Source organism: Rhodoferax sp. MLSD5-FHT05B10, assembly GCF_058793415.1.
In genome coordinates this window covers 197,010-219,546 of record NZ_JBXAFT010000005.1, presented here as the reverse complement: position 1 = coordinate 219,546, position 22,537 = coordinate 197,010, and the positions used below count along the sequence as shown (strand labels likewise).

The window sequence follows — 22,537 nt, the reverse complement described above, 5'->3', positions numbered from 1 at the left end:
AAAAAGGCCCCGCAGCAGCCGCTGCGGAGCCCTTCGTCAGGCGCGTGACCGCCTGGCGGTTCAGGCGGCGACGCCACCCTTCACCGTGGCGGCGGCTTCCGTGTAGTCTTCGATCTTGTCGAAGTTCAGGTACTGGTACACCTTGTCGCTGGCGGCGGTCAGCACACCCATGTCGGCCAGGTATTCGGCCTTGGTGGGGATGCGGCCCAGCTTGGAGCAGATGGCGGCCAGTTCGGCGGAACCCAGGTACACATTGCTGTCCTTGCCCAGACGGTTGGGGAAGTTGCGCGTGGAGGTGGAGAACACGGTCGCACCCTGCTTCACCTGCGCCTGGTTGCCCATGCACAGGCTGCAGCCCGGCATTTCCATGCGGGCACCGGCACCGCCGAGCACGCCGTAGTGGCCTTCGTCGCTCAGCTGCTTGGCGTCCATCTTGGTGGGCGGTGCAATCCACAGCTTGACCGGGATGTCGCGCTTGCCTTCCATCAGCTTGGAAGCGGCACGGAAGTGGCCGATGTTGGTCATGCAGGAACCGATGAACACTTCGTCGATCTTGGTGCCGGCGACTTCGGCCAACGTCTTCACATCGTCCGGATCATTGGGGCAGGCCAGGATAGGCTCGTGGATGTCGGCTAGGTCGATCTCGATCACGGCGGCGTAATCAGCGTCGGCATCGCCCTTGAGCAACTGAGGATCCTTCAGCCAGGCTTCCTGCGCAGCAATGCGGCGGGCCAGGGTGCGGGCATCGGAGTAACCATTGGCAATCATCCACTTCATCATGGTGATGTTGCTGTTGATGTACTCGATGATCGGTTCCTTGTTCAGGTGCACGGTGCAACCGGCAGCGGAACGCTCGGCCGACGCGTCGGACAACTCGAACGCCTGCTCCACCTTCAGGTCGGGCAGACCTTCGATTTCGAGGATACGGCCGGAGAAGATGTTCTTCTTGCCCTTCTTCTCGACGGTCAGCAGACCCGCCTTGATGGCGTACAACGGAATGGCGTTGACCAGGTCGCGCAGGGTGATGCCGTTTTGCATCTTGCCCTTGAAGCGCACCAGCACCGACTCGGGCATGTCCAGCGGCATGACGCCAGTGGCGGCCGCAAACGCCACCAGGCCGGAGCCGGCGGGGAAGCTGATGCCGATGGGGAAACGGGTGTGGCTATCGCCGCCGGTGCCCACGGTGTCGGGCAACAGCAGGCGGTTGAGCCAGGAGTGGATCACACCATCACCGGGGCGCAGGGCCACGCCGCCACGGGTGCTGATGAACTCGGGCAGTTCGTGGTGCATCTTCACGTCCACGGGCTTGGGGTAAGCGGCCGTGTGGCAGAAGGATTGCATCACCAGATCGGCGCTGAAACCCAGGCAGGCCAGGTCTTTCAGCTCGTCGCGGGTCATGGGGCCGGTGGTGTCTTGCGAACCGACCGAGGTCATCTTGGGCTCGCAGTAGGTACCGGGGCGCACGCCCTGGCCTTCGGGCAGGCCGCAGGCACGGCCGACCATCTTCTGTGCCAGGCTGAAACCCTTCTTGGTGTCAGCGGGGTTCTGCGGCAGGCGGAACAGGGTGGAAGGCTTCAGACCCAGGGCTTCGCGGGCCTTGGCGGTCAGGCCACGGCCGATGATCAGGGGAATGCGGCCGCCGGCGCGCACTTCGTCAAACAGCACGTCGCTCTTGACCTGGAAGGAGGCGATTTCCTTGCCGTCCTTGAAGGCCTTGCCGTCGTAGGGGCGCAGTTCGACCACGTCGCCCATGTTCATCTGGCCCACGTCCAGCTCGATGGGCAGCGCACCGGCGTCTTCCATGGTGTTGTAGAAGATGGGGGCGATCTTGGTGCCCAGGCAGACACCGCCGAAGCGCTTGTTGGGCACATAGGGAATGTCTTCGCCGGTGAACCACAGCACGGAGTTGGTGGCGGACTTGCGGCTGGAGCCGGTACCGACCACGTCGCCCACATAGGCCACCAGGTTGCCACGGGCGCGCAGGTCTTCGATGAACTTGACCGGGCCGCGCTTGCCGTCTTCCTCGGGCGTGATGCCGTCGCGCTTGTTCTTCAGCATCGCCAGGGCGTGCAGTGGAATGTCGGGGCGGCTCCAGGCGTCCGGAGCGGGCGACAGGTCGTCGGTGTTGGTTTCGCCGGTCACCTTCAGGATGGTGACGGTGATGCTCTTGGGCACTTCGGGGCGGCTGGTGAACCACTCGGCATCGGCCCAGCTTTGCAGCACGGCCTTGGCGTGGGCATTGCCCTTGTCGGCCTTTTCCTTCACGTCGTGGAACTGGTCGAACATCAGCAGGGTTTTCTTCAGGCCTTCGGCAGCCTGGGCCGCCACCGCGGCATCGTCCAGCAGGTCCACCAGCGGGCTGATGTTGTAGCCGCCCAGCATGGTGCCCAGCAGTTCGGTGGCGCGCTCACGCGAGATCAAGGCGCACTTCTCGGTGCCATGGGCCACGGCAGCCAGGTAGCTGGCCTTGACCTTGGCGGCGTCGTCCACGCCAGCGGGCACGCGGTGGGTGATCAGTTCCACCAGGGTGGCTTCTTCACCTTTGGGCGGGTTCTTCAGCAGCTCGATCAGCGCAGCCGTCTGCGTGGCAGACAGCGGCAAGGGTGGGATGCCCAATGCAGCACGTTCGGCCACATGGTCACGGTAGGTTTGCAACATGGTTAACTCCTTTTTTAGGCAATAAGAATTCATTGAGCCCCGCAAACAGGGCGTAGGATGCTATTTATTTAGTAGCAGCAGCAACAACTTTCCGCACCGGCGCGGTGGTCACCACGGGAGCGGCTTTGGGATCATCCAGCAGGCCAGGCACCGGAGAGCGCTCCATGGCCTGCGCCACCAGCAGCTGCTCCGGATGCGTGCAGGCATCGGCCAGGCGCTTGCCCAGCTTCTGGTTCATCAACATGGATTTGTTGGCCACCTGGATCCACACCGCCCCCGATGCGGCATCTTCCAGCCGCACCGCGCCGGTCGTGGTCACCACCGGAGTCATCACGTATTTGTCGTGCCCCATCTCCAGCAGGAAGCGCCCCGCCGAGCGGACATCCGGGGTCATGGTGATGTTCACCGACAACTCGCACGGGATCTTGCCAACCAGCACCTTGCTGGCAACGGCCATCTGCTCGGGCGACAAAGCCACGGGCGCCAGCTCTTCTGCGGCGGGCGCCGTGTGAACCGGTGCCTTGGCGGAGTGGCGCACCACCTTGGCACGCGCCTTGGTGTCTACCTTGGCCACCTGCGTTTGGGCCTGTGCCGCAACGGCTGCCAGCAGCAGCAAACCCATCAATGCCTGTTTCAACATGGTCATAGTCCTCGTTTAGTGAACCCGGGTCGGGAAATAGACACGTACCGGCTCCGGCAGCACACACCCCGTTTGGTGCGCGCGCTCCAGAACCTGCCAGAAATACCGGAAGCTCGCCCGGTCATGCAGCTTACCCTGCACCACGATCGGCGCCCACTCCTGGCGGACGGCTTGCAGCACAATGTCCGCCGCCAGCTCCACCTCTTCGGTGGCCGGGGTAAAGGCCCGCACAATGGGGCGAATCTGGTCCGGATGAATGCTCCACATGCGGGTGTACCCCAACGCCGTGGCGGCAGTCCTGGCGGCATGCTCCGTGCGTGCAGCATCGCGCAATTCGGTCACCACACAGTGCGAAGGGACTTTGCCATAGGCGTGGGCGGCACTGGCGATTTCCATCTTGGCACGCACCACCAGGGGGTGGTGGAACTGGTCCAGCGTATGGTGGTCATCCAGCGGACGCAGGCCCATGGCCGCCGAGGGAATGGCCCCCGCATGCGCGGACACAAAATCCATCAGACCAAAGCTCAAAGACTGCACCCGGGGATGGGCCGCAATATCGTGCGCCCGGTGCACCGCCGCGGGCGACTCGATCAGCACATGCAAGGGCAGCGGCGCCGCGTGCCCCGCGACCCGACAGGCGGCGTCCACCGCCGCCACCGCACGGTCGACGTCGGCGCGGGACTCCACCTTGGGAATCATGACGTAGCTCAGCGCCCGCGCGGCACCACCCACGACGATTTCGGCATCCGCCTCAAACGCCGCATGGTCCACCGCATGGAGCCGGGCACCCACCCGGCGCAACGGGGCATCTGCTATTGAATTTGTAGCTGCCTGCGCAGCATTGGCAAGGGCGCAGACTCGATGGGCCTGCTCTTCTTCGCCCCCCACAGGGGCGCCATCTTCGCAGTCCAGGGTCACGTCAAAGACGCAGACCCCGAACTCCTCTGTCATCTCAGCCTGCAGTTGCAGACTCTTGACCATCCGTGCCTCGACGCCGCTGTAGTGGTCGCAAACGGGCAGCAAGCCCGAAGCACCTTGGGCACCCAGCAGTACGTCGCGCGGATGTGTCACGGCTTACAGCAGGTGGGCGACGCCCGCTTGCTCGTCTTGCAGTTCTTTCAGGGTCTTGTTGATGCATTCCTGGCTGAACGCGTCAACAGGCAGGCCTTCGACCAGCTTGTATTCGCCGCCTTCGCAGGTCACTGCAAAACCGAACATGGTGTCCTTGGGGATGCCGTACTGGCCGTCCGACGGAATGCCCATGGTGACCCACTTGCCGTTGGTGCCCAGGGCCCAGTCGCGCATGTGGTCGATGGCTGCATTGGCAGCGGATGCGGCGGAGGACACGCCACGGGCGGCGATGATGGCAGCACCACGCTTGCCCACGGTAGGCAGGAAGGTGTTGGCATTCCAGTCAGCGTCGTTGATCATGTCCTTCACGCTTTGGCCGTTGATGGTGGCAAAGCGGTAGTCAGCGTACATGGTGGGCGAGTGGTTGCCCCAGACGGCCATCTTCTCGATGTCGGCCACGGCCTTGCCGGTCTTGTCGGCCAACTGGCTCAGGGCACGGTTGTGGTCCAGGCGCAGCATGGCGGTGAAGTTCTTGCGGGGCAGATCAGGCGCGCTCTTCATGGCGATGTAGGCATTGGTGTTGGCGGGGTTGCCGACCACCAGCACCTTGACATTGCGGCTGGCCACGGCGTTCAGTGCCTTGCCCTGGGCCGTGAAAATCTCTGCATTGACAGCCAGCAGCTCGGCACGCTCCATGCCGGGGCCACGGGGACGCGAACCGATCAGCAACGCGTAGTCCACATCCTTGAATGCGGTCATGGGATCGCTGTGGGCTTCGATGCCCACCAGCAGGGGGAACGCGCAATCTTGCAGCTCCATGATCACGCCTTGCAGGGCTTGCTGGGCCTTCTCTACCGGCACTTCGAGCAGACTCAGAACGATGGGCTGGTCCTTGCCCAGCATTTCGCCGGAAGCGATGCGGAACAGGATGGCGTATCCGATTTGACCAGCGGCGCCGGTAACGGCAACGCGAACGGGTTTTTTGCTCATGGTAAGAACTCCAGGAAGGTTGTGAAAACGGTGTCGGTCCGGGAACCCGGGCGAAAGACCAGGTCACGCAGAATGCGGGCGAGTGTACCCTTGAAATTGCCGCCAAGTCAATTTGTCTTATGTCTTATATAAGATATGATTCGTCATCAATTTGAGACTGACTCGAAGCTGACTTTTTGATCCCATTTTCATGTCTGCAACGCCCTCATCCTTCAGCGACAGCGCCCCCGCCTCCAGCGGGGATGCCGGCGCGCCGGTGGCTGTGCAAGCAACGCCGGCCTTCAGTCCGCTGTACCAGCAGATCAAGGTCCTGATGCTGCAGAGCCTGCAGTCGGGCGAATGGAAACCCAGCGCCGCCATCCCCAGCGAAATCGAGCTGGCGACACGCTTCAAAGTCAGCCAGGGGACGGTGCGCAAAGCCATTGACGAACTGGCGGCGGAAAACCTGCTAGTGCGTCGCCAGGGCAAAGGTACCTTTGTGGCCACCCACGCCGAGCATCACGTCCAATACCGTTTTCTCAAGCTGATTCCCGACAACGGCGACCCCAACAGCGAAGGGCCCGCGCAACGCCGGATCATCGACTGCAAACGCTGCCGTGCCTCCGCCGATGTGGCCCGCGCGCTGGCCCTGCGTGCGGGAGACGCCGTGCTGCAGGTACGCCGCGTGCTGTCGTTTGCCGGCGTTCCCACCATTCTGGAAGACCTCTGGCTGCCGGCCGCCCCCTTCAAGGGGCTGACGGCCGAACGGCTCACCGACTACGACGGCCCGATGTACGCGCTGTTTGAAACCGAATTCGGCGTGCGCATGGTGCGCGCCGAAGAGAAACTGCGGGCCGTGCTGCCCGAAACCGAGCAGTGCGAACTGCTGAAGATTGCCCCCCAGACACCACTGCTCAGCGTGGAACGCATTGCCTACACCTACAACGACGCGCCCATGGAAATGCGGCGCGGTTTATACCTCACCAACACACATTACTACCGAAATGCGCTAAATTGAGCGGTTTGTTGATGCAAGTCCAGCGTCAGACTGTTGCGGTGCAATAGAATTTTGGCCCGTAGCGTCAATAATTACAAAACAAAATCATCCTAGAAAGCCCACCCATGACAGAGCTTAGCTCCTCCTCCCGGTCCAAGCGACCTGAGTTTCGCAACCTCAATGCCTTCAAGGATCTGCCCAGCTACCGTTGGCCGCTGGCATCCCTGGTTTCCGGCATGCACCGCGCCAGCGGTCTCATCATGTTCCTGCTGATGCCCTTCATCATCTGGATGTTTGATACTTCGCTGAGTTCGGAAATTTCCTTCGCGCGCTTCACCTCGGCCTTCAACGCCGGCGTCGGCTTCATTCCGGGCGTACTCGTCAAGCTGGTGGCTCTCGCGCTGATCTGGGCCTACCTGCACCACTTCTTCGCCGGCATGCGCCACATCCGCATGGACATTTTCCACACCGTCAGCAAGGAAGCCGGCTTCAAGACGGCCCGCCTGGTCCTCGTGTTGAGCCTGACCCTGACCGTGGTTCTTGGCGCCAAGCTGTTCGGTCTGTACTGAACGGCCCCAGCGCAAAGCAATCCGTCCCGTTTAATTTTTCCAGGAACTGATCATGTCTGTTAACTATGGCTCCAAGCGCCTCGTCGTCGGTGCGCACTACGGTCTGCGCGATTGGCTCGCCCAGCGCGTCACCGGCGTTCTGATGGCCCTCTTCACCCTGATCGTTCTGGCCCAGGTGATCTTCACCAAGGGTGCCATCGGCTACGCGAAATGGGCCGGCATTTTCTCTGCCCAGTGGATGAAGACCCTGACCTTCGTCGTCATCATCTCCCTGCTCTACCACGCCTGGGTCGGCCTGCGCGAAATCCTGATGGACTACATCAAGCCGGTTTCCGTGCGCCTGGCGCTGCAAGTTTTTTCCATCGTCTGGCTCGTGGGTTGCGCGGGCTGGGCCATTCAAGTCCTGTGGCGCCTTTGAGCCTGACGCTACCCGACACACAAGACTGATACCACCATGACCTACACCAAAGCCAATATCACCAAGCGCAAGTTCGACGTCGTCATCGTCGGCGCCGGCGGCTCCGGCATGCGCGCCGCACTCGAACTCTCCAACGCCGGCCTCAACGTGGCCTCGCTGTCCAAAGTGTTCCCCACCCGCTCGCACACCGTGGCAGCGCAGGGCGGCGTCAGCGCTTCGCTGGGCAACATGTCCGAAGACAACTGGCACTACCACTTCTACGACACCATCAAGGGCTCCGACTGGCTCGGCGACCAGGATGCCATCGAATTCATGTGCCGCGAAGCGCCCAAGGTCGTGTACGAGCTGGAACACTTCGGCATGCCGTTTGACCGCAACCCCGATGGCACCATCTACCAGCGCCCGTTCGGCGGCCACACCGCCAACTACGGCGAGAAGCCCGTGCAGCGCGCCTGCGCCGCAGCCGACCGCACCGGCCACGCCATGCTGCACACGCTGTACCAGCAGAACGTCAAGGCCAAGACCAACTTCTTTGTCGAGTGGATGGCACTGGACCTGATCCGTGACGCCGACGGCGACGTGGTGGGTGTGACCGCCATTGAAATGGAAACTGGCGACCTGTACGTGCTGGAAGCCAAGACCGTGCTGCTGGCCACCGGTGGTGCCGGCCGCATCTTCGCCGCCTCGACCAACGCCTTCATCAACACCGGCGACGGCCTGGGCATGGCGGCACGCGCCGGCATTCCGCTGCAGGACATGGAATTCTGGCAGTTCCACCCCACCGGCGTGGCCGGTGCCGGCGTGCTGCTGACCGAAGGCTGCCGCGGCGAAGGCGCCATCCTGCTCAACAGCAATGGTGAACGCTTCATGGAGCGCTACGCGCCCACCCTGAAGGACCTGGCACCGCGCGACTTCGTTTCCCGCTCCATGGACCAGGAAATCAAGGAAGGCCGCGGCTGCGGTCCGAACAAGGACTACGTGCTGCTCAAGCTCGACCACCTGGGCGCAGAGACCATCCACAAGCGCCTGCCGTCCGTGTACGAAATCGGTGTCAACTTCGCCAACGTGGACATCACCCGGGAGCCGATCCCCGTGGTGCCCACCATCCACTACCAGATGGGCGGCGTTCCCACCAACATCAACGGTCAGGTTGTGACCCAGGCCAACGGCGTGCACAACGCAGTGATCAATGGCTTGTACGCCGTTGGTGAATGCGCCTGCGTGAGCGTGCACGGCGCCAACCGCCTGGGCACCAACTCGCTGCTGGACCTGCTGGTGTTCGGCAAGGCCGCCGGCCGCCACATCGTCGAGTTCAACAACAAGAACAAGGAGCACAAGCCGCTCCCGGCCGACGCTGCCGACCGCACGCTGGAGCGCCTGAACCAGCTGGACAAATCGACCGGCGGAACCTACTCGCAATCCCTGGCCGGCGACATCCGCTCGACCATGCAGCAGCACGCCGGCGTGTTCCGCACCCAGGCCAGCATGGACGAAGGTGTGAAGAAAATCGCCGCCCTGCGCGAACGCGTGGCCGGTGTGACCCTGCAAGACAAGTCCAAGGTGTTCAACACCGCCCGCATCGAAGCGCTGGAAGTCGACAACCTGATCGAAGTGGCCCAGGCCACCATGGTGTCCGCTGCTGCCCGCACGGAATGCCGCGGCGCCCACACTGTGTACGACTACGAACACGACGCGGACCACGCCGAGTTCCCGCTCGGCCGCAACGACAAGGAGTGGCTCAAGCACACCCTGTGGTACAGCGAAGACAGCCGCCTGGATTACAAGCCCGTCAACCTCAAGCCCCTGACGGTGGACAGCGTCCCACCCAAGGTCCGGACGTTCTAAACCGTAGCCCCACGAGAGAAGAAACATGCAAAAACGCACATTCCAAATCTACCGCTACGATCCGGACAAGGACGCCAAGCCCTACATGCAGACCATCGAGATCGAACTCGACGGCCATGAGCGCATGCTGCTGGACGCCCTGCTCAAGCTCAAGGAGCTGGACCCCACCATTTCGTACCGCCGCTCCTGCCGCGAAGGCGTGTGCGGTTCGGACGCCATGAACATCAATGGCAAAAACGGTCTGGCCTGCCTGACCAACATGAACACGCTGCCCGGCACGATCGTTCTCAAGCCCCTGCCCGGCCTGCCGGTCATCCGCGACCTGATCGTGGACATGACCCAGTTCTTCAAGCAGTACAACTCGATCAAGCCCTACCTCATCAACGACAGCCTGCCGCCCGAGAAGGAGCGCCTGCAGTCGCCTGAAGAGCGCGAAGAGCTCAACGGCCTGTACGAGTGCATTCTGTGCGCCAGTTGCTCCACCAGCTGCCCGAGCTTCTGGTGGAACCCCGACAAGTTCGTGGGCCCTGCCGGCCTGCTGCAGGCCTACCGCTTCCTGGCGGACAGCCGCGACGAAGCCACCGGCGCGCGTCTGGACAACCTGGAAGATCCGTACCGGCTGTTCCGCTGCCACAGCATCATGAATTGCGTCGATGTGTGCCCCAAGGGTTTGAACCCCACCAAGGCCATTGGCAAGATCAAGGAAATGATGGTCCACCGGACCATCTGACGCACGCCACTCATGCAAGACGAAAACCAGCTGCTGGATGAGCGGAGCCTGAGCAAGCTCAGATGGCGGTGCCGCCGGGGGCTGCTCGAAAACGACCTCTATGTGGAGCGGTTTTTCGAGCGCTACGCCGAGACGCTGACCGTCCGCCAGGCCGGCGCGCTGGGCTTGCTGATGGACCTGAGTGATTACGATTTGCTGGACCTCCATCTGGCACGCAAGACACTGGCACAAGTCAACCCGGACCTGGTCCGCGACGATGTGGCAGAAATAGTAAGTATGTTGAGAGAAATCCGTTGAAAGGTCGAAAATGAAGTTAGCTGACAACAAAGCCACCCTGTCGTTCAGTAACGGCAGCCCCAGCGTCGAACTGCCGGTTTACCAAGGCAGCGTCGGCCCGGATGTCGTCGACATCCGCAAGCTGTATGCCCAAACCGGCATGTTTACCTATGACCCGGGCTTCCTGTCCACAGCGTCCTGCCAGTCTGCCATCACCTACATCGACGGCGACAAGGGCGAGCTGCTGTACCGCGGCTACCCCATCGAGCAGCTGGCCACCAACTGCGACTTCCTGGAAACCTGCCACCTGTTGCTGTACGGAAACCTGCCCAATGCAGCCGGCAAGGCCGAGTTCACCAAGCGTGTGTCCAACCACACCATGGTCAACGAGCAGATGCAGTTCTTCCTGCGCGGTTTCCGCCGCGATGCCCACCCCATGGCCATCATGACCGGCCTGGTCGGCGCCCTGTCGGCCTTCTACCATGACAGCACGGACATCAACAACCCCGAGCACCGCGAGATTGCAGCCATCCGCCTGATCGCCAAGATGCCCACGCTGGTGGCCATGGCCTACAAGTACAGCGTCGGCCAGCCGTTCATGTACCCCAAGAACAACCTGAGCTACGCCGGCAACTTCATGCACATGATGTTTGCTACGCCGTGCGAAGAGTACGTGGTCAACCCCGTCATCGAGCGCGCGCTGGACCGCATTTTCACGCTGCACGCCGACCACGAGCAAAACGCCTCCACCTCCACGGTGCGCCTGTGCGGCTCGTCGGGTACCAACCCCTTCGCAGCCATTGCCGCTGGCGTAGCCTGCCTGTGGGGTCCTTCCCACGGTGGCGCCAACGAAGCCTGCCTGAACATGCTGGAAGACATCCAGAAAATGGGCGGCATCAGCAAGGTCGGCGAGTTCATGGAGAAGGTCAAGGACAAGAACTCCGGCGTCAAGCTCATGGGCTTTGGTCACCGCGTGTACAAGAACTACGACCCGCGCGCCAAGCTGATGCAGGAAACCTGCAAGGAAGTGCTGACCGCCCTGGGCCTAGAAAACGACCCGCTGTTCAAGCTGGCCATGGCTCTGGAAAAGATCGCCCTGGAAGACGACTACTTCGTGCAGCGCAAGCTCTACCCGAACGTGGACTTCTACTCCGGCATCGTGCAGCGCGCCATCGGCATCCCCGTAAGCCTGTTCACCGCCATCTTCGCGCTGGCTCGCACCGTCGGCTGGATCGCTCAGCTCAACGAAATGATTGGCGACCCCGAGTACAAGATCGGCCGTCCGCGTCAGCTGTTCACGGGCTCCGAGCGACGTGATGTGCTGCCCATTGCAAAACGCTGATTTGCCTTGAACCCCAACACCCGCCGCACGGCAACGTCGGCGGGTTTTTTGTTTGCAGCAGCCCAATCGCATGGCGCATAAAATCTAGGATTGCCAAGGAATTACCCCCATGGGACACACCCTCTACGACAAGCTCTGGGACGAACACGTCGTCCACACCGAAGACGACGGCACGGCCGTGCTGTACATCGACCGCCATCTGGTGCATGAAGTGACCAGCCCGCAGGCTTTTGAGGGGCTGCGCCAGGCGGGTCGCAAGGTCTGGCGCGTCAGCTCGATCGTCGCCACCGCCGACCACAACACGCCCACCACCGGCTGGGAACGCGGCTACGATGGAATTACCGACCCCACCAGCAAGGAGCAGGTCGTCACGCTGGACAGCAACATCCGCGAGTTTGGTTCGGCGGCGTATTTTCCGTTCCTGTCCCGGCGGCAAGGCATCGTCCACGTCATCGGCCCCGAGAACGGCGCCACCCTGCCCGGCATGACGGTGGTCTGCGGCGACTCGCACACCTCCACGCACGGTGCCTTTGGCGCACTGGCGCACGGCATTGGCACCAGCGAGGTGGAGCACGTCATGGCCACGCAAACCCTGCTGGCCAAGAAGGCAAAGAACATGCTCGTCAAGGTGGAGGGTACGTTGTCGCGCGGCTGCACCGCCAAGGACATCGTGCTGGCCATCATCGGAAAAATCGGCACGGCGGGAGGCACGGGCTACACCATCGAATTCGGCGGCTCGGCCATCCGCGCCCTGAGCATGGAAGGCCGCATGACGGTCTGCAACATGGCCATTGAGGCGGGTGCCCGCGCCGGCCTGGTGGCTGTGGACGAAAAAACCATCGAATACGTCCGTGGCCGTCCCCTGGCGCCCGGACACAACGCAACCAGCGGCGACGCGGCCGCCGTGGAATGGGACCAGGCCGTTGCGTACTGGAAGACCCTGCATTCCGACGCGGACGCCCACTTTGATGCCGTCGTCGAACTGGATGCTTCGCAGATCGTGCCCCAGGTCACCTGGGGAACATCGCCGGAAATGGTGCTGGGCATCGACGCCCGCGTGCCCGATCCCGAGAAGGAAAAAGACGCCAACAAGCGCGGCGCCATCGAACGGGCGCTGGTGTACATGGGCCTGGAGCCCGGCAAGGCGCTGAACGACCTGTTCATTGACAAGGTATTCATTGGCTCCTGCACCAACAGCCGCATTGAAGACATGCGCGAGGCCGCCGCCATCGTCAAGAAGCTGGGCCAGAAAGTGGCCAAGAACGTCAAGCTGGCCATGGTGGTTCCCGGCTCCGGTCTGGTCAAGGAACAGGCCGAGCGCGAAGGCCTGCACGAGATCTTCAAGGCAGCCGGCTTCGAGTGGCGCGAGCCGGGCTGCTCCATGTGCCTGGCCATGAATGCCGATCGGCTGGAGCCCGGCGAGCGCTGCGCCTCCACCAGCAACCGCAACTTTGAAGGCCGCCAGGGTGCCGGTGGGCGCACCCACCTGGTGAGCCCCGCCATGGCCGCTGCGGCAGCCATCCACGGCCACTTTGTTGATGTCCGCAAATTCAGCTGATCAAAATGAAACCCTTTACCGTACACCAGGGCCTGGTGGCCCCCATGGACCGCGAGAATGTGGACACCGATGCCATCATTCCCAAGCAGTTCCTCAAATCCATCCGCCGCACCGGCTTTGGCCAGAACCTGTTTGACGAGTGGCGCTACCTGGACGCAGGCTACCCCGGCCAGGACCCGGCCAGCCGCCGCCCCAACCCGGATTTCGTGCTGAACCAGCCCCGCTACCAGGGCGCCTCCATTCTGCTGGCGCGCAAAAATTTCGGCTGCGGTTCGTCGCGCGAGCACGCGCCGTGGGCGCTGGAGCAATTCGGTTTCCGGGTGCTGATCGCACCCAGCTATGCCGACATTTTCTTCAACAACAGTTTCAAGAACGGCCTGCTGCCCATCGTGCTCAGCGAAGCCCAGATCGACCAGCTGTTCAACGAAGCCGCCGCCTTCCCGGGCTATGCCCTGACGGTGGATCTGGAACGCCAGGTCATTGTCAAACCACAAGGGGAGGAAATCCCTTTCGAAGTCCAGGCGTTCCGCAAATACTGCCTGCTCAACGGCTTTGACGACATTGGCCTCACCCTGCGCCACGCCGACAAGATCAAGGCTTTCGAGGCCCAGCGTTTGGCACAAAAACCGTGGCTAGCCCACGCCATGATTGCGTAAGCAGCTACACATTTCATAGCATATCAAGGACACCATGAAAATTGCAGTGTTGCCGGGCGACGGCATCGGTACCGAAATCGTAGCGCAGGCCGTCCGGGTCCTGAACGCCCTGGAGCTTCCGCTGGAGATGGAAACCGCCCTGGTCGGCGGCGCCGCCTACGAGGCCCACGGCCACCCGCTGCCTGAATCCACCCTCAAGCTGGCCCAGCAGGCCGACGCCGTGCTGTTTGGCGCCGTGGGCGACTGGAAGTACGACAAACTCGACCGTCCGCTGCGCCCCGAGCAGGCCATCCTGGGCCTGCGCAAGAACCTGGGTCTGTTCGCCAATTTCCGCCCCGCCATCTGCTACGAACAACTGGTGGATGCGTCCAGCCTGAAGCCCGAGCTGATTTCGGGTCTGGACATTTTGATCATCCGCGAGCTGACGGGGGATATCTACTTTGGCCAGCCGCGCGGCCGCCGCACGGCCACCGACGGACACTTTCCCGGCAGCGAAGAAGCCTTCGACACCATGCGCTACAGCCGCCCCGAGATCGAGCGCATTGCCCACGTCGCCTTCCAGGCGGCCCGCAAGCGCAGCAAGCGCGTCACCAGCGTGGACAAGGCCAATGTGCTGGAAACCTTCCAGTTCTGGAAAGACGTGGTCACCGAGGTCGGCAAGGAGTATCCGGACGTGGCGCTGGACCACATGTACGTGGACAATGCCGCCATGCAGCTGGTGAAGGAACCCAAGCGCTTTGACGTGGTGGTCACCGGCAACATGTTCGGTGACATCCTGTCGGACGAAGCCTCCATGCTGACCGGCTCCATCGGCATGCTGCCCTCGGCCAGCCTCAACAGCAAGGGCCAGGGCCTCTATGAGCCCAGCCACGGCAGCGCACCCGACATCGCCGGCAAGGGCATTGCCAATCCACTGGCGACCATTCTGAGCGCCGCCATGATGCTGCGCTTCAGCCTGAACCGCGAGGCCGACGCCCAGCGCATCGAAGCCGCCGTGCAGACCGTGCTGGCGCAGGGCCTGCGCACGGCCGACATCTACAGCGCCGGCACGACCCGCGTCAGCACGCTGGAGATGGGTGATGCCGTCATCAAAGCCCTGAAATAGGAACACCCCAACGCCTGATTCGTCCCGCCCCTGCCGGCCTGACGAGCCAGGCAGGTACAGCACTCAATGTTTGGACAATCTGAAAGGTCAACATCATGAAAACAGGAAACTTGGTCGGTCTCGTCGGCTGGCGCGGTATGGTCGGATCGGTCCTGATGGACCGCATGGAAGCCGAAGGCGACTTTGCGTTGATCGAACCCGTGTTCTTCTCGACCTCGAACGCCGGTGGCAAAGCCCCGGCGCAGGCCAAGAACGAGACCACGCTGCAGGACGCCTTCAACATCGACGCCCTCAAGCGCTGCGACATCATCATCAGCGCCCAGGGCGGTGACTACACCACCGAGGTGTTCCCCAAGTTACGTGCCGCCGGCTGGAATGGCCACTGGATCGATGCAGCATCCACCCTGCGCATGGAAAAAGACGCCGTCATCATCCTGGACCCGGTCAACATGCCAGTGATCCAGAACGCCATGGCAAACGGCGGCAAGAACTGGGTGGGCGGCAATTGCACCGTGAGCTGCATGCTCATGGGCGTGGGCGCCCTGTACAAGGCCGGTCTGGTGGAGTGGATGAGCACCCAGACCTACCAGGCGGCCTCCGGTGGCGGCGCGCAGCACATGCGCGAGCTGCTGACGCAGTACGGCACCCTGAATGCCGAGGTGAAGGCCCTGCTGGACGATCCCAAGAGCGCCATCCTGGAAATCGACCGCAAGGTCATCGCCAAGCAGCGCACCCTGACCGGCGCCGAGACCGCCAACTTCGGCGTGCCCCTGGGCGGCTCGCTGATCCCCTGGATCGACAAGGATCTGGGCAATGGCCAGTCCAAGGAAGAGTGGAAGGGCATGGCCGAGACCAACAAGATCATGGGTCTGGGCGAGGGCTTTGGCTCTGCCGCCATCCCCGTGGACGGTTTCTGCGTGCGCGTGGGCGCCATGCGCTGCCACAGCCAGGCCCTGACCTTCAAGCTGAAAAAGGACGTGCCCGTGGCCGACATCGAGGCCATGATCGCCGCCGACAACCAGTGGGTCAAGGTTGTCCCCAACACCCGCGAAGCCACCATCAAGGACCTGACGCCCGTGGCCGTGACCGGCACCATGACCATTCCGGTAGGCCGCATCCGCAAGCTGGCCATGGGGCCAGAGTACGTGGGCGCCTTTACCGTGGGCGACCAGCTGCTGTGGGGCGCTGCCGAGCCCCTGCGCCGCATGCTGCGCATTCTGCTCGCCGCCTGAGGGCGGACGATGGAACCCCTTGCCCCCTCCGGGGCGGGTGCCTCCGGGCCGTTGTCGGCTGGCAACATTTGGAGCGTGTAATGCGTTTTCGCAACCAACGCTTACAAAGTTAAAAGCTTTCTTAGCTTGTCAGCCTAAGACATTGATGTTATGGTACTTTTTGCGTTTTTTGAGTCGGCTTTTTGGGCCGGAAAATGAGAAATAATTGCCACTCGCGTGTGCACCGGAGGCCTGTAAATTGATTGCTAAGTCACATCGTTGGCAAAAGACCGCTGTAGCGGCTGCAGCCGTAGCGCTACTCGGCCTGTCCGGAACCGGGGCTTTCGCGCTTTCGCTCGGCCGCATGACGGTCCAGTCAGCTTTGGGCGAACCCCTGCGCGCCGAAATCGACGTGCCGGAGATCAATGCCGAAGAAGCCGCCTCCCTGAAAACGCGCGTTGCCGCCCCCGAGGCCTTCACGGCCGCCGGCCTGGACTACAACCCGGCCATGACCACGCTGCAGGCCACACTGCAACGCCGCCCTGACGGGCGCGCGTACATCCGCCTGAGCAGTGACCGCACCATCAACGACCCGTTTGTCGACGTGATCCTGGAGGCCACGTGGTCATCCGGACGCGTCACCCGCGACTACACCATGCTGTTTGATCCGCCGGTGCTGCGCAGCAAGACAGCCCCTGCGCCCACCCTGCCGCAAACCAGCGGAACGCCCTCTGGCGCCGCGGTGTCGGCGCCGGTGCAGACACCCGCTGCGTCGGCAACGCCAGCGGCGGAACCGGCACCCGCCGCTCCAGCCCGCACGACACGCACCGCCCCGGCCAAGGCCGCCAGCAAGGCGTCCACCGAAGCCAAGGCCACGGCAACCGATGCCCAGCGCGTGGTGGTCAAGAGCGGCGAAACCGCCAGCAAGATTGCCGCTAACCTCAAGCCTGCCGGTGTTTCGCTGGACCAGATGCTCGTCGCCCTGTTGCGCGCCAACCCCGACGCCTTCGTCAACGACAACATCAACCGCATCCGTGCGGGTGCGGTCATGGCTGTGCCCAGCGCAGAGCAGGCACAGGCCATCTCCGCGGCCGAAGCTTCACAAACCGTGGTGGCGCAAAGCAAGGACTTCAACGATTTCCGCCGCCATTTGGCATCCAGCGCCCCGGTAGCCGCTGTTGGTGCAGCCGACCGCAAGGCCAGTGGCACCGTGACGGCCCGGGTCGAAGACAAGAAACCCGCCGCCGCGACGCCGGACAAGCTGACGCTGTCCAAGGGTGCCGTTCAGGCCAAGGCCGATGACGCCAAGATCGCCAAGGAGCGGGCCGACAAGGAAGCGGCTGCACGGGCCGCCGAAATTACCAAAAACATCACCGACCTGAAGAAGGTTGGTGCAGCCATTGCCCCGCCGGCCGCGGCGCCCGCTGCGGCGGCCTCGACCGCCCAACCCGCCGTGGTACCGGCAGTGGCGGCCCCGGCCGCAGCGGTCGCTTCTGCCCCTGCGCCCGTTGCATCGGCTCCGGCAGCAGTCGCTTCCGCCCCCGCTGCAGTGGCATCTGCTGCAGCAGCGCCCGCATCGGCAGTGGCCAAGCCCAAGCCCAAGGTTGCGCCCGTGGTGGCCCCGGTGGAGCCGCCCAGCCTGATGGATGACCTGCTGGAAAACCCCCTGATCCCCGCTGGCGGCATCGGCCTGCTCGCGCTGTTGGGCAGCTTTGGCTTCTACCGGATGCGTCAGCGCAAGAAGAGCCCCTCCGACATGGACAGCTCCTTCCTGGAAAGCCGTCTGCAGCCCGATTCGTTCTTCGGTGCCAGCGGCGGCCAGCGCATCGACACCGCCAACGAAGGGAATGCCACCGGCTCGTCCATGGTGTACTCGGCCAGCCAGCTGGATGCGGCGGACGATGTCGACCCCGTGGCGGAGGCCGATGTCTACCTGGCCTATGGACGTGACCTGCAAGCGGAAGAAATCCTCAAGGAAGCCGTGCGCACCAACCCCGGTCGCCTGGCCATTCACACCAAGCTGCTGGAAATCTTTGCCAAGCGGCGCGACGCCAAGAGCTTCGAAGCCACCGCGGCGCAGGCCTACAAGCTGACCAATGCCAACAGCCCCGAATGGACCCGCATTTGCGAAATGGGATTGTCCTTCGATCCCGGCAATGCCATGTACCACCCTGGCGGCGTGCCCGACAACGGCGCCGCTGAGCCCGTGGCTGCGGCACCCGAAATGCCCGCGTTTGCCAGCAGCACCGTTCCCCAACCCACCCGCGCAGAGGTAGCCGCACCCGCACCCGTGCCCGGGATGGACCTGGACCTGGATCTGGACTTCTCGCTGGATGACGAACCCGTCAGTGCCATCAGCGACATCACCGGTGGCAGCATCCCGCAAACCCAACCCGAGCCCACCGTCAAGATGGAAGCCATGGGCGCGGGCGCCCCAACGGACATGTCCATGGACTTCGACCTGTCCGACGACGCGCCAACCGCCCCGCCCGTCCAGGCTGCCCCAGCCCCGCTGCCCGAGATTTCCCTCTCCCTGGGTACGGACGCGGGCACTGCGCTCCATTTCGATGCTACCGCCCCCATGGCCGTGCAGCAGGAAACACCCCTGCCAGCCGCCGGGAACGACTCTGGCATGCTGGAATTCGACCTGGGCTCCCTGTCTCTGGACCTCGACACCCCCAGCGAGGTGCCAACCCAGTCGCCCCTGGACACCCAGGAAGACCCGCTGGAAACCAAGCTGGCACTGGCCGAGGAGTTCATCTCCATCGGCGACGAAGATGGCGCCCGTTCGCTGATTGAAGAGGTGATCTCGGAATCCAGCGGTGACATGCGCGCCAAGGCCCAACGCACGCTGGCGAAGTTGAGCTGATCCCTTGCAGGTGCCTTCGGCGCTTTGACACAGGTTTGATATCGTCGTGAGGGTTGCGTTAGGCGTCAGCTACAACGGGCAGGCCTACCAGGGCTGGCAAAGCCAGCCTTCGGGCCAGACCGTGCAGGACAAGCTGGAGGCCGCGTTGGGCAAATTCACCTCCCAGCGCATCTCCACGCTGTGTGCGGGCCGCACCGATGCCGGCGTGCATGCACTGATGCAGGTGGTGCACTTTGACACCGACCGCCAGCGCGACGCCCACGCCTGGACCCGGGGCACCAATGCCAACCTGCCGCGCGACATTGCCGTGCAATGGGCCGTGCTGACCACCGAGGCCTTCCACTGCCGGGCCTGTGCGACCTCGCGGCGCTATGCCTACGTCCTGCTGACGTCTCCCATCCGCCCCAGTGTGGAAGCCGGGCGTGTCGGCTGGTCTTTCCGGCCACTGGACGTGCAGGCCATGCGCCAAGCCGCCAGCTACCTGCTGGGCGAGCACGACTTCACGTCCTTTCGCGCATCGCAATGCCAGGCGCTGAGCCCGGTCAAGAACATGCTGGCCATCGACATCCACCAGCGCGGCGCCTATTGGCGCATTGAATTCGAGGCCAATGCCTTTCTGCACCACATGATCCGCAACATCATGGGCTGCCTGGTTCAGATCGGCCAGGGCAAGAAGCCCCCTGAGTGGATACTGGAGGTCCTGGCGGCCCGCGACCGCCGGGCCGCCGCCCCCACCTTTTCGCCCGATGGCCTGTATTTCCTAGGCCCCCGCTACGACACCCACTGGGGCATGCCAGACCGCACGCCTGCGTATGATGGCCTCCCATGAGAACCCGAATCAAGATCTGCGGCCTGACCCGCGAGCAGGATGTGGACGCCGCCGTGGCGGCCGGCGCCGATGCCATCGGCTTCGTGCTGTACGCCAAGAGCCCGCGCGTCGTCACCGCGGCGCGTGCCGCTGAACTGGCCCGGCGTCTGCCCCCGTTCATCACGCCAGTGCTGCTGTTCGTCAACGCACCAGCTACAGAAATAATAGCGGCCTGCGCAATGATTGCGGGGGCTACCGTCCAGTTTCATGGTGACGAAACACCGCAGGATTGCGCAGCAGCCACCCTGGGCAACCACCGCCCTTGGTTACGCGCGGCCCGCATTCCGCTGGGCGATGGCGCGCCAGCCTTCGACCTCGTAAAATACGCCCAGGATTACTCACACGCCCAGGCCATTCTGCTCGACGCCCATGTCGACGGTTTTGGCGGTGGCGGCAAGGCATTCAATTGGTCACTTCTTCCTCCAAGCGTCAACGCTCACCTCGTCTTGAGTGGTGGACTCACACCTGCAAATGTGGGCGACGGAATCGCCCAGGTACGGCCACGCGGTAAGACGCTGGCCGTCGACGTCAGCTCCGGGGTGGAGGCCTGCGACGCCGCCGGCGTCCCACTCAAGGGCATCAAAGACCCCGAGAAGATCAACCAGTTTGTCGCCGCCGTGCGCGCGGCAGACCGACATCTTGCAGAAATTGACTGAACCATGGATTCCTACCAACAACCCGACGCGAGCGGCCACTTCGGCCCCTACGGCGGCAGCTTCGCTTCCGAGACGCTGACCCACGCCATCAACGAACTGAAGGACGCCTACGCCAAGTACCAGCACGACCCGGCTTTCATGGCCGAGTTCCAGTACGAACTGGCCCATTTTGTCGGCCGCCCCTCGCCGGTCTATCACGCCGCGCGCATGAGTCGCGAAATGGGTGGTGCGCAGATCTTCCTCAAGCGTGAAGACCTGAACCACACCGGCGCGCACAAGATCAACAACACCATCGGCCAGGCCATGCTGGCCCGGCGTATGGGCAAGCCACGCGTGATTGCCGAGACCGGTGCCGGCCAGCACGGCGTGGCCACCGCCACCATCTGCGCCCGCTACGGCCTGGAGTGCGTGGTCTACATGGGCAGCGAAGACGTCAAGCGCCAAAGCCCCAATGTCTACCGCATGAAGCTGCTGGGCGCCACCGTGGTCCCCGTGGAGTCCGGCAGCAAAACCCTCAAGGACGCCCTCAACGAAGCCATGCGCGACTGGGTGGCCAATGTGGACAACACCTTTTACATCATCGGCACCGTGGCGGGCCCGCACCCCTACCCCATGATGGTGCGCGACTTCCAGAGCGTCATCGGCAACGAATGCCTGGTGCAGATGCCGGAGATGCTGAGCGCCGCAGGGTGCCAGGGCGAACAGCCCGATGCCGTCATAGCCTGCGTGGGCGGCGGCTCCAACGCCATGGGCATCTTCTACCCCTACATCCCGCACGCAAGAACCCGCCTGATCGGCGTGGAGGCGGCGGGCGCCGGCATGGACACCGACAAGCATTCGGCCTCCATCCAGCGCGGCAGCCCCGGCGTGCTGCACGGCAACCGCACCTACGTGCTGCAGGACGACAACGGCCAAGTGACCGAGACGCACAGCATCAGCGCCGGCCTGGACTACCCCGGCGTGGGCCCCGAGCACGCCTTCCTGCACGACACGGGCCGCGCCGAGTACGTGGGCATCACCGACACCGAGGCGCTGGCCGCCTTCCACTACCTGTGCCGCACCGAAGGCATCATCCCGGCGCTGGAATCGAGCCACGCCGTGGCCTACGCCAAGAAGCTGGCCCCAACCATGCGCCCGGACCAGTCCATCCTGGTCAACCTCTCGGGCCGCGGCGACAAGGACATCGGCACCGTGGCCGACCTGTCGGGCGACGACGTCTACGACCGCCCCTCCATGCGCGGCCACGTGGTGAAGGGAGCCTGAGCATGAGCCGAATTGATGCCACCTTCTCCGCGCTGAAAGCCCAGGGCCGCAAGGCGCTGATTCCCTTTGTCACCGCCGGCTACCCTTACGCCGACGTGACACCCGAGCTGATGCACGCCATGGTCGCCGGTGGTGCCGACGTGATTGAACTGGGCGTCCCCTTCTCCGACCCCAGCGCGGACGGCCCCGTCATCCAGAAGGCCGGCGACAAGGCGCTGGCCTTCGGCATAGGCCTGGTGCAGATACTGGAGATGGTGCGCACCTTCCGCACGACCGACCAGACCACCCCCATCGTGCTCATGGGGTACGCCAATCCGGTGGAGCGCTACGACCAGAAACGCAGCAACCCGGCCACCCCCGGCAGCGCCTTCGTGCGCGACGCCGCCGTCGCTGGCGTGGATGGGGTGCTCATCGTGGACTACCCCCCGGAGGAGTGCGAAACCTTTGCCGCCGACCTGCGCGCCCATGGCATGGACCTGATCTTCCTGCTGGCTCCCACCAGCACCGAGCAGCGCATGCAGCAGGTGGCCCGCGTGGCCAGCGGCTATGTGTACTATGTGTCGCTCAAGGGCGTAACCGGTTCGGGCGCCCTGGACACCGGTGCGGTGGAGGCCATGCTGCCCCGCATCCGCCAGCACATCCGCACGCCCGTGGGCGTGGGTTTCGGCATCCGCGACGCGGCCACGGCCAAAACCATTTCCCGGGTGGCCGACGCCGTGGTCATCGGCAGCAAGATCATCCAATTGCTGGAAGACCAGCCGCGCGCCCAGGTGGCCGCCACCGCCCAGAATTTCCTGCGGGAGATTCGTACCGCTTTGGATTCATAATCCCGTCCT

At 63.6% G+C, this 22,537-nt stretch carries 20 protein-coding genes; 16 read left to right on the top strand and 4 right to left on the bottom strand.

Annotated elements, in window-relative coordinates:
* Positions 1-60: 60 nt before the first annotated feature.
* From acnB to AC1Q5W_RS10035, 4 genes are all read right to left on the bottom strand, one after another.
* Positions 61-2,658, bottom strand: coding sequence for a bifunctional aconitate hydratase 2/2-methylisocitrate dehydratase (gene acnB, locus AC1Q5W_RS10050; protein WP_492645485.1), 2,598 nt, complete (start codon positions 2,656-2,658; stop codon positions 61-63).
* A gap of 64 nt (positions 2,659-2,722) precedes the next feature.
* Positions 2,723-3,298, bottom strand: a complete 576-nt coding sequence (locus AC1Q5W_RS10045; protein WP_492645484.1) for a hypothetical protein — start codon at positions 3,296-3,298, stop codon at positions 2,723-2,725.
* Between the two features lie 15 nt (positions 3,299-3,313).
* The gene (locus tag AC1Q5W_RS10040) at positions 3,314-4,369 is read right to left on the bottom strand and encodes an HpcH/HpaI aldolase/citrate lyase family protein (RefSeq protein WP_492645483.1); all 1,056 of its coding nucleotides are present in this window, start codon (positions 4,367-4,369) and stop codon (positions 3,314-3,316) included.
* Between the two features lie 3 nt (positions 4,370-4,372).
* Positions 4,373-5,359: a malate dehydrogenase gene (locus tag AC1Q5W_RS10035; protein WP_492645482.1), complete on the bottom strand. Its 987-nt coding sequence runs from the start codon at positions 5,357-5,359 to the stop codon at positions 4,373-4,375.
* 190 nt (positions 5,360-5,549) lie between these two features.
* On the opposite strand from AC1Q5W_RS10035, the gene AC1Q5W_RS10030 reads away from it, so the two are divergent.
* The 16 genes from AC1Q5W_RS10030 (at position 5,550) to trpA (ending at position 22,528) form a co-directional block, all read left to right on the top strand.
* Complete coding sequence (locus AC1Q5W_RS10030) at positions 5,550-6,356, top strand: GntR family transcriptional regulator (protein ID WP_492645481.1); 807 nt, start codon at positions 5,550-5,552, stop codon at positions 6,354-6,356.
* Between the two features lie 104 nt (positions 6,357-6,460).
* Positions 6,461-6,904: a succinate dehydrogenase, cytochrome b556 subunit gene (gene sdhC / locus AC1Q5W_RS10025; protein WP_492645480.1), complete on the top strand. Its 444-nt coding sequence runs from the start codon at positions 6,461-6,463 to the stop codon at positions 6,902-6,904.
* 52 nt (positions 6,905-6,956) lie between these two features.
* Positions 6,957-7,322, top strand: a complete 366-nt coding sequence (sdhD, locus tag AC1Q5W_RS10020) for a succinate dehydrogenase, hydrophobic membrane anchor protein (protein ID WP_492645479.1) — start codon at positions 6,957-6,959, stop codon at positions 7,320-7,322.
* A gap of 36 nt (positions 7,323-7,358) precedes the next feature.
* Positions 7,359-9,167, top strand: a complete 1,809-nt coding sequence (gene sdhA / locus AC1Q5W_RS10015) for a succinate dehydrogenase flavoprotein subunit (protein ID WP_492645478.1) — start codon at positions 7,359-7,361, stop codon at positions 9,165-9,167.
* Between the two features lie 25 nt (positions 9,168-9,192).
* The gene (locus AC1Q5W_RS10010) at positions 9,193-9,897 is read left to right on the top strand and encodes a succinate dehydrogenase iron-sulfur subunit (protein WP_492645477.1); all 705 of its coding nucleotides are present in this window, start codon (positions 9,193-9,195) and stop codon (positions 9,895-9,897) included.
* Positions 9,898-9,909: 12 nt separating this feature from the next.
* Positions 9,910-10,194, top strand: a complete 285-nt coding sequence (locus AC1Q5W_RS10005; protein WP_492645476.1) for an FAD assembly factor SdhE — start codon at positions 9,910-9,912, stop codon at positions 10,192-10,194.
* Between the two features lie 10 nt (positions 10,195-10,204).
* The gene (gltA, locus tag AC1Q5W_RS10000) at positions 10,205-11,515 is read left to right on the top strand and encodes a citrate synthase (protein ID WP_492645475.1); all 1,311 of its coding nucleotides are present in this window, start codon (positions 10,205-10,207) and stop codon (positions 11,513-11,515) included.
* A gap of 109 nt (positions 11,516-11,624) precedes the next feature.
* Entirely contained in the window at positions 11,625-13,073 is a 1,449-nt protein-coding gene (leuC, locus tag AC1Q5W_RS09995; protein ID WP_492645474.1) for a 3-isopropylmalate dehydratase large subunit, read from the top strand.
* Between the two features lie 5 nt (positions 13,074-13,078).
* On the top strand, positions 13,079-13,729 hold the full coding sequence (gene leuD, locus AC1Q5W_RS09990; RefSeq protein ID WP_492645473.1) for a 3-isopropylmalate dehydratase small subunit: 651 nt from the start codon (positions 13,079-13,081) through the stop codon (positions 13,727-13,729).
* 34 nt (positions 13,730-13,763) lie between these two features.
* A complete protein-coding gene (gene leuB / locus AC1Q5W_RS09985; protein WP_492645472.1) occupies positions 13,764-14,834 on the top strand; it encodes a 3-isopropylmalate dehydrogenase in 1,071 nt (356 codons plus the stop codon).
* A gap of 95 nt (positions 14,835-14,929) precedes the next feature.
* Positions 14,930-16,066 carry an aspartate-semialdehyde dehydrogenase gene (gene asd, locus AC1Q5W_RS09980; RefSeq protein ID WP_492645471.1) on the top strand — a complete coding sequence of 379 codons (1,137 nt, stop codon included), beginning with the start codon at positions 14,930-14,932 and terminating at the stop codon, positions 16,064-16,066.
* 205 nt (positions 16,067-16,271) lie between these two features.
* Positions 16,272-18,914, top strand: coding sequence for a motility hub landmark protein FimV (locus AC1Q5W_RS09975; RefSeq protein ID WP_492645470.1), 2,643 nt, complete (start codon positions 16,272-16,274; stop codon positions 18,912-18,914).
* A 46-nt stretch (positions 18,915-18,960) separates the two neighbouring features.
* Positions 18,961-19,743, top strand: coding sequence for a tRNA pseudouridine(38-40) synthase TruA (gene truA / locus AC1Q5W_RS09970; RefSeq protein ID WP_492645469.1), 783 nt, complete (start codon positions 18,961-18,963; stop codon positions 19,741-19,743).
* Positions 19,740-20,438 (top strand): phosphoribosylanthranilate isomerase, encoded by a 699-nt coding sequence (locus AC1Q5W_RS09965; RefSeq protein ID WP_492645468.1) that lies wholly within the window; start codon positions 19,740-19,742, stop codon positions 20,436-20,438. The genes truA and AC1Q5W_RS09965 overlap by 4 nt, the downstream gene beginning before the upstream one ends.
* Positions 20,439-20,441: 3 nt before the next feature.
* Positions 20,442-21,701: a tryptophan synthase subunit beta gene (trpB, locus tag AC1Q5W_RS09960; protein ID WP_492645467.1), complete on the top strand. Its 1,260-nt coding sequence runs from the start codon at positions 20,442-20,444 to the stop codon at positions 21,699-21,701.
* Positions 21,702-21,703: 2 nt separating this feature from the next.
* Positions 21,704-22,528: a tryptophan synthase subunit alpha gene (gene trpA / locus AC1Q5W_RS09955; protein WP_492645466.1), complete on the top strand. Its 825-nt coding sequence runs from the start codon at positions 21,704-21,706 to the stop codon at positions 22,526-22,528.
* Positions 22,529-22,537: the final 9 nt, after the last annotated feature.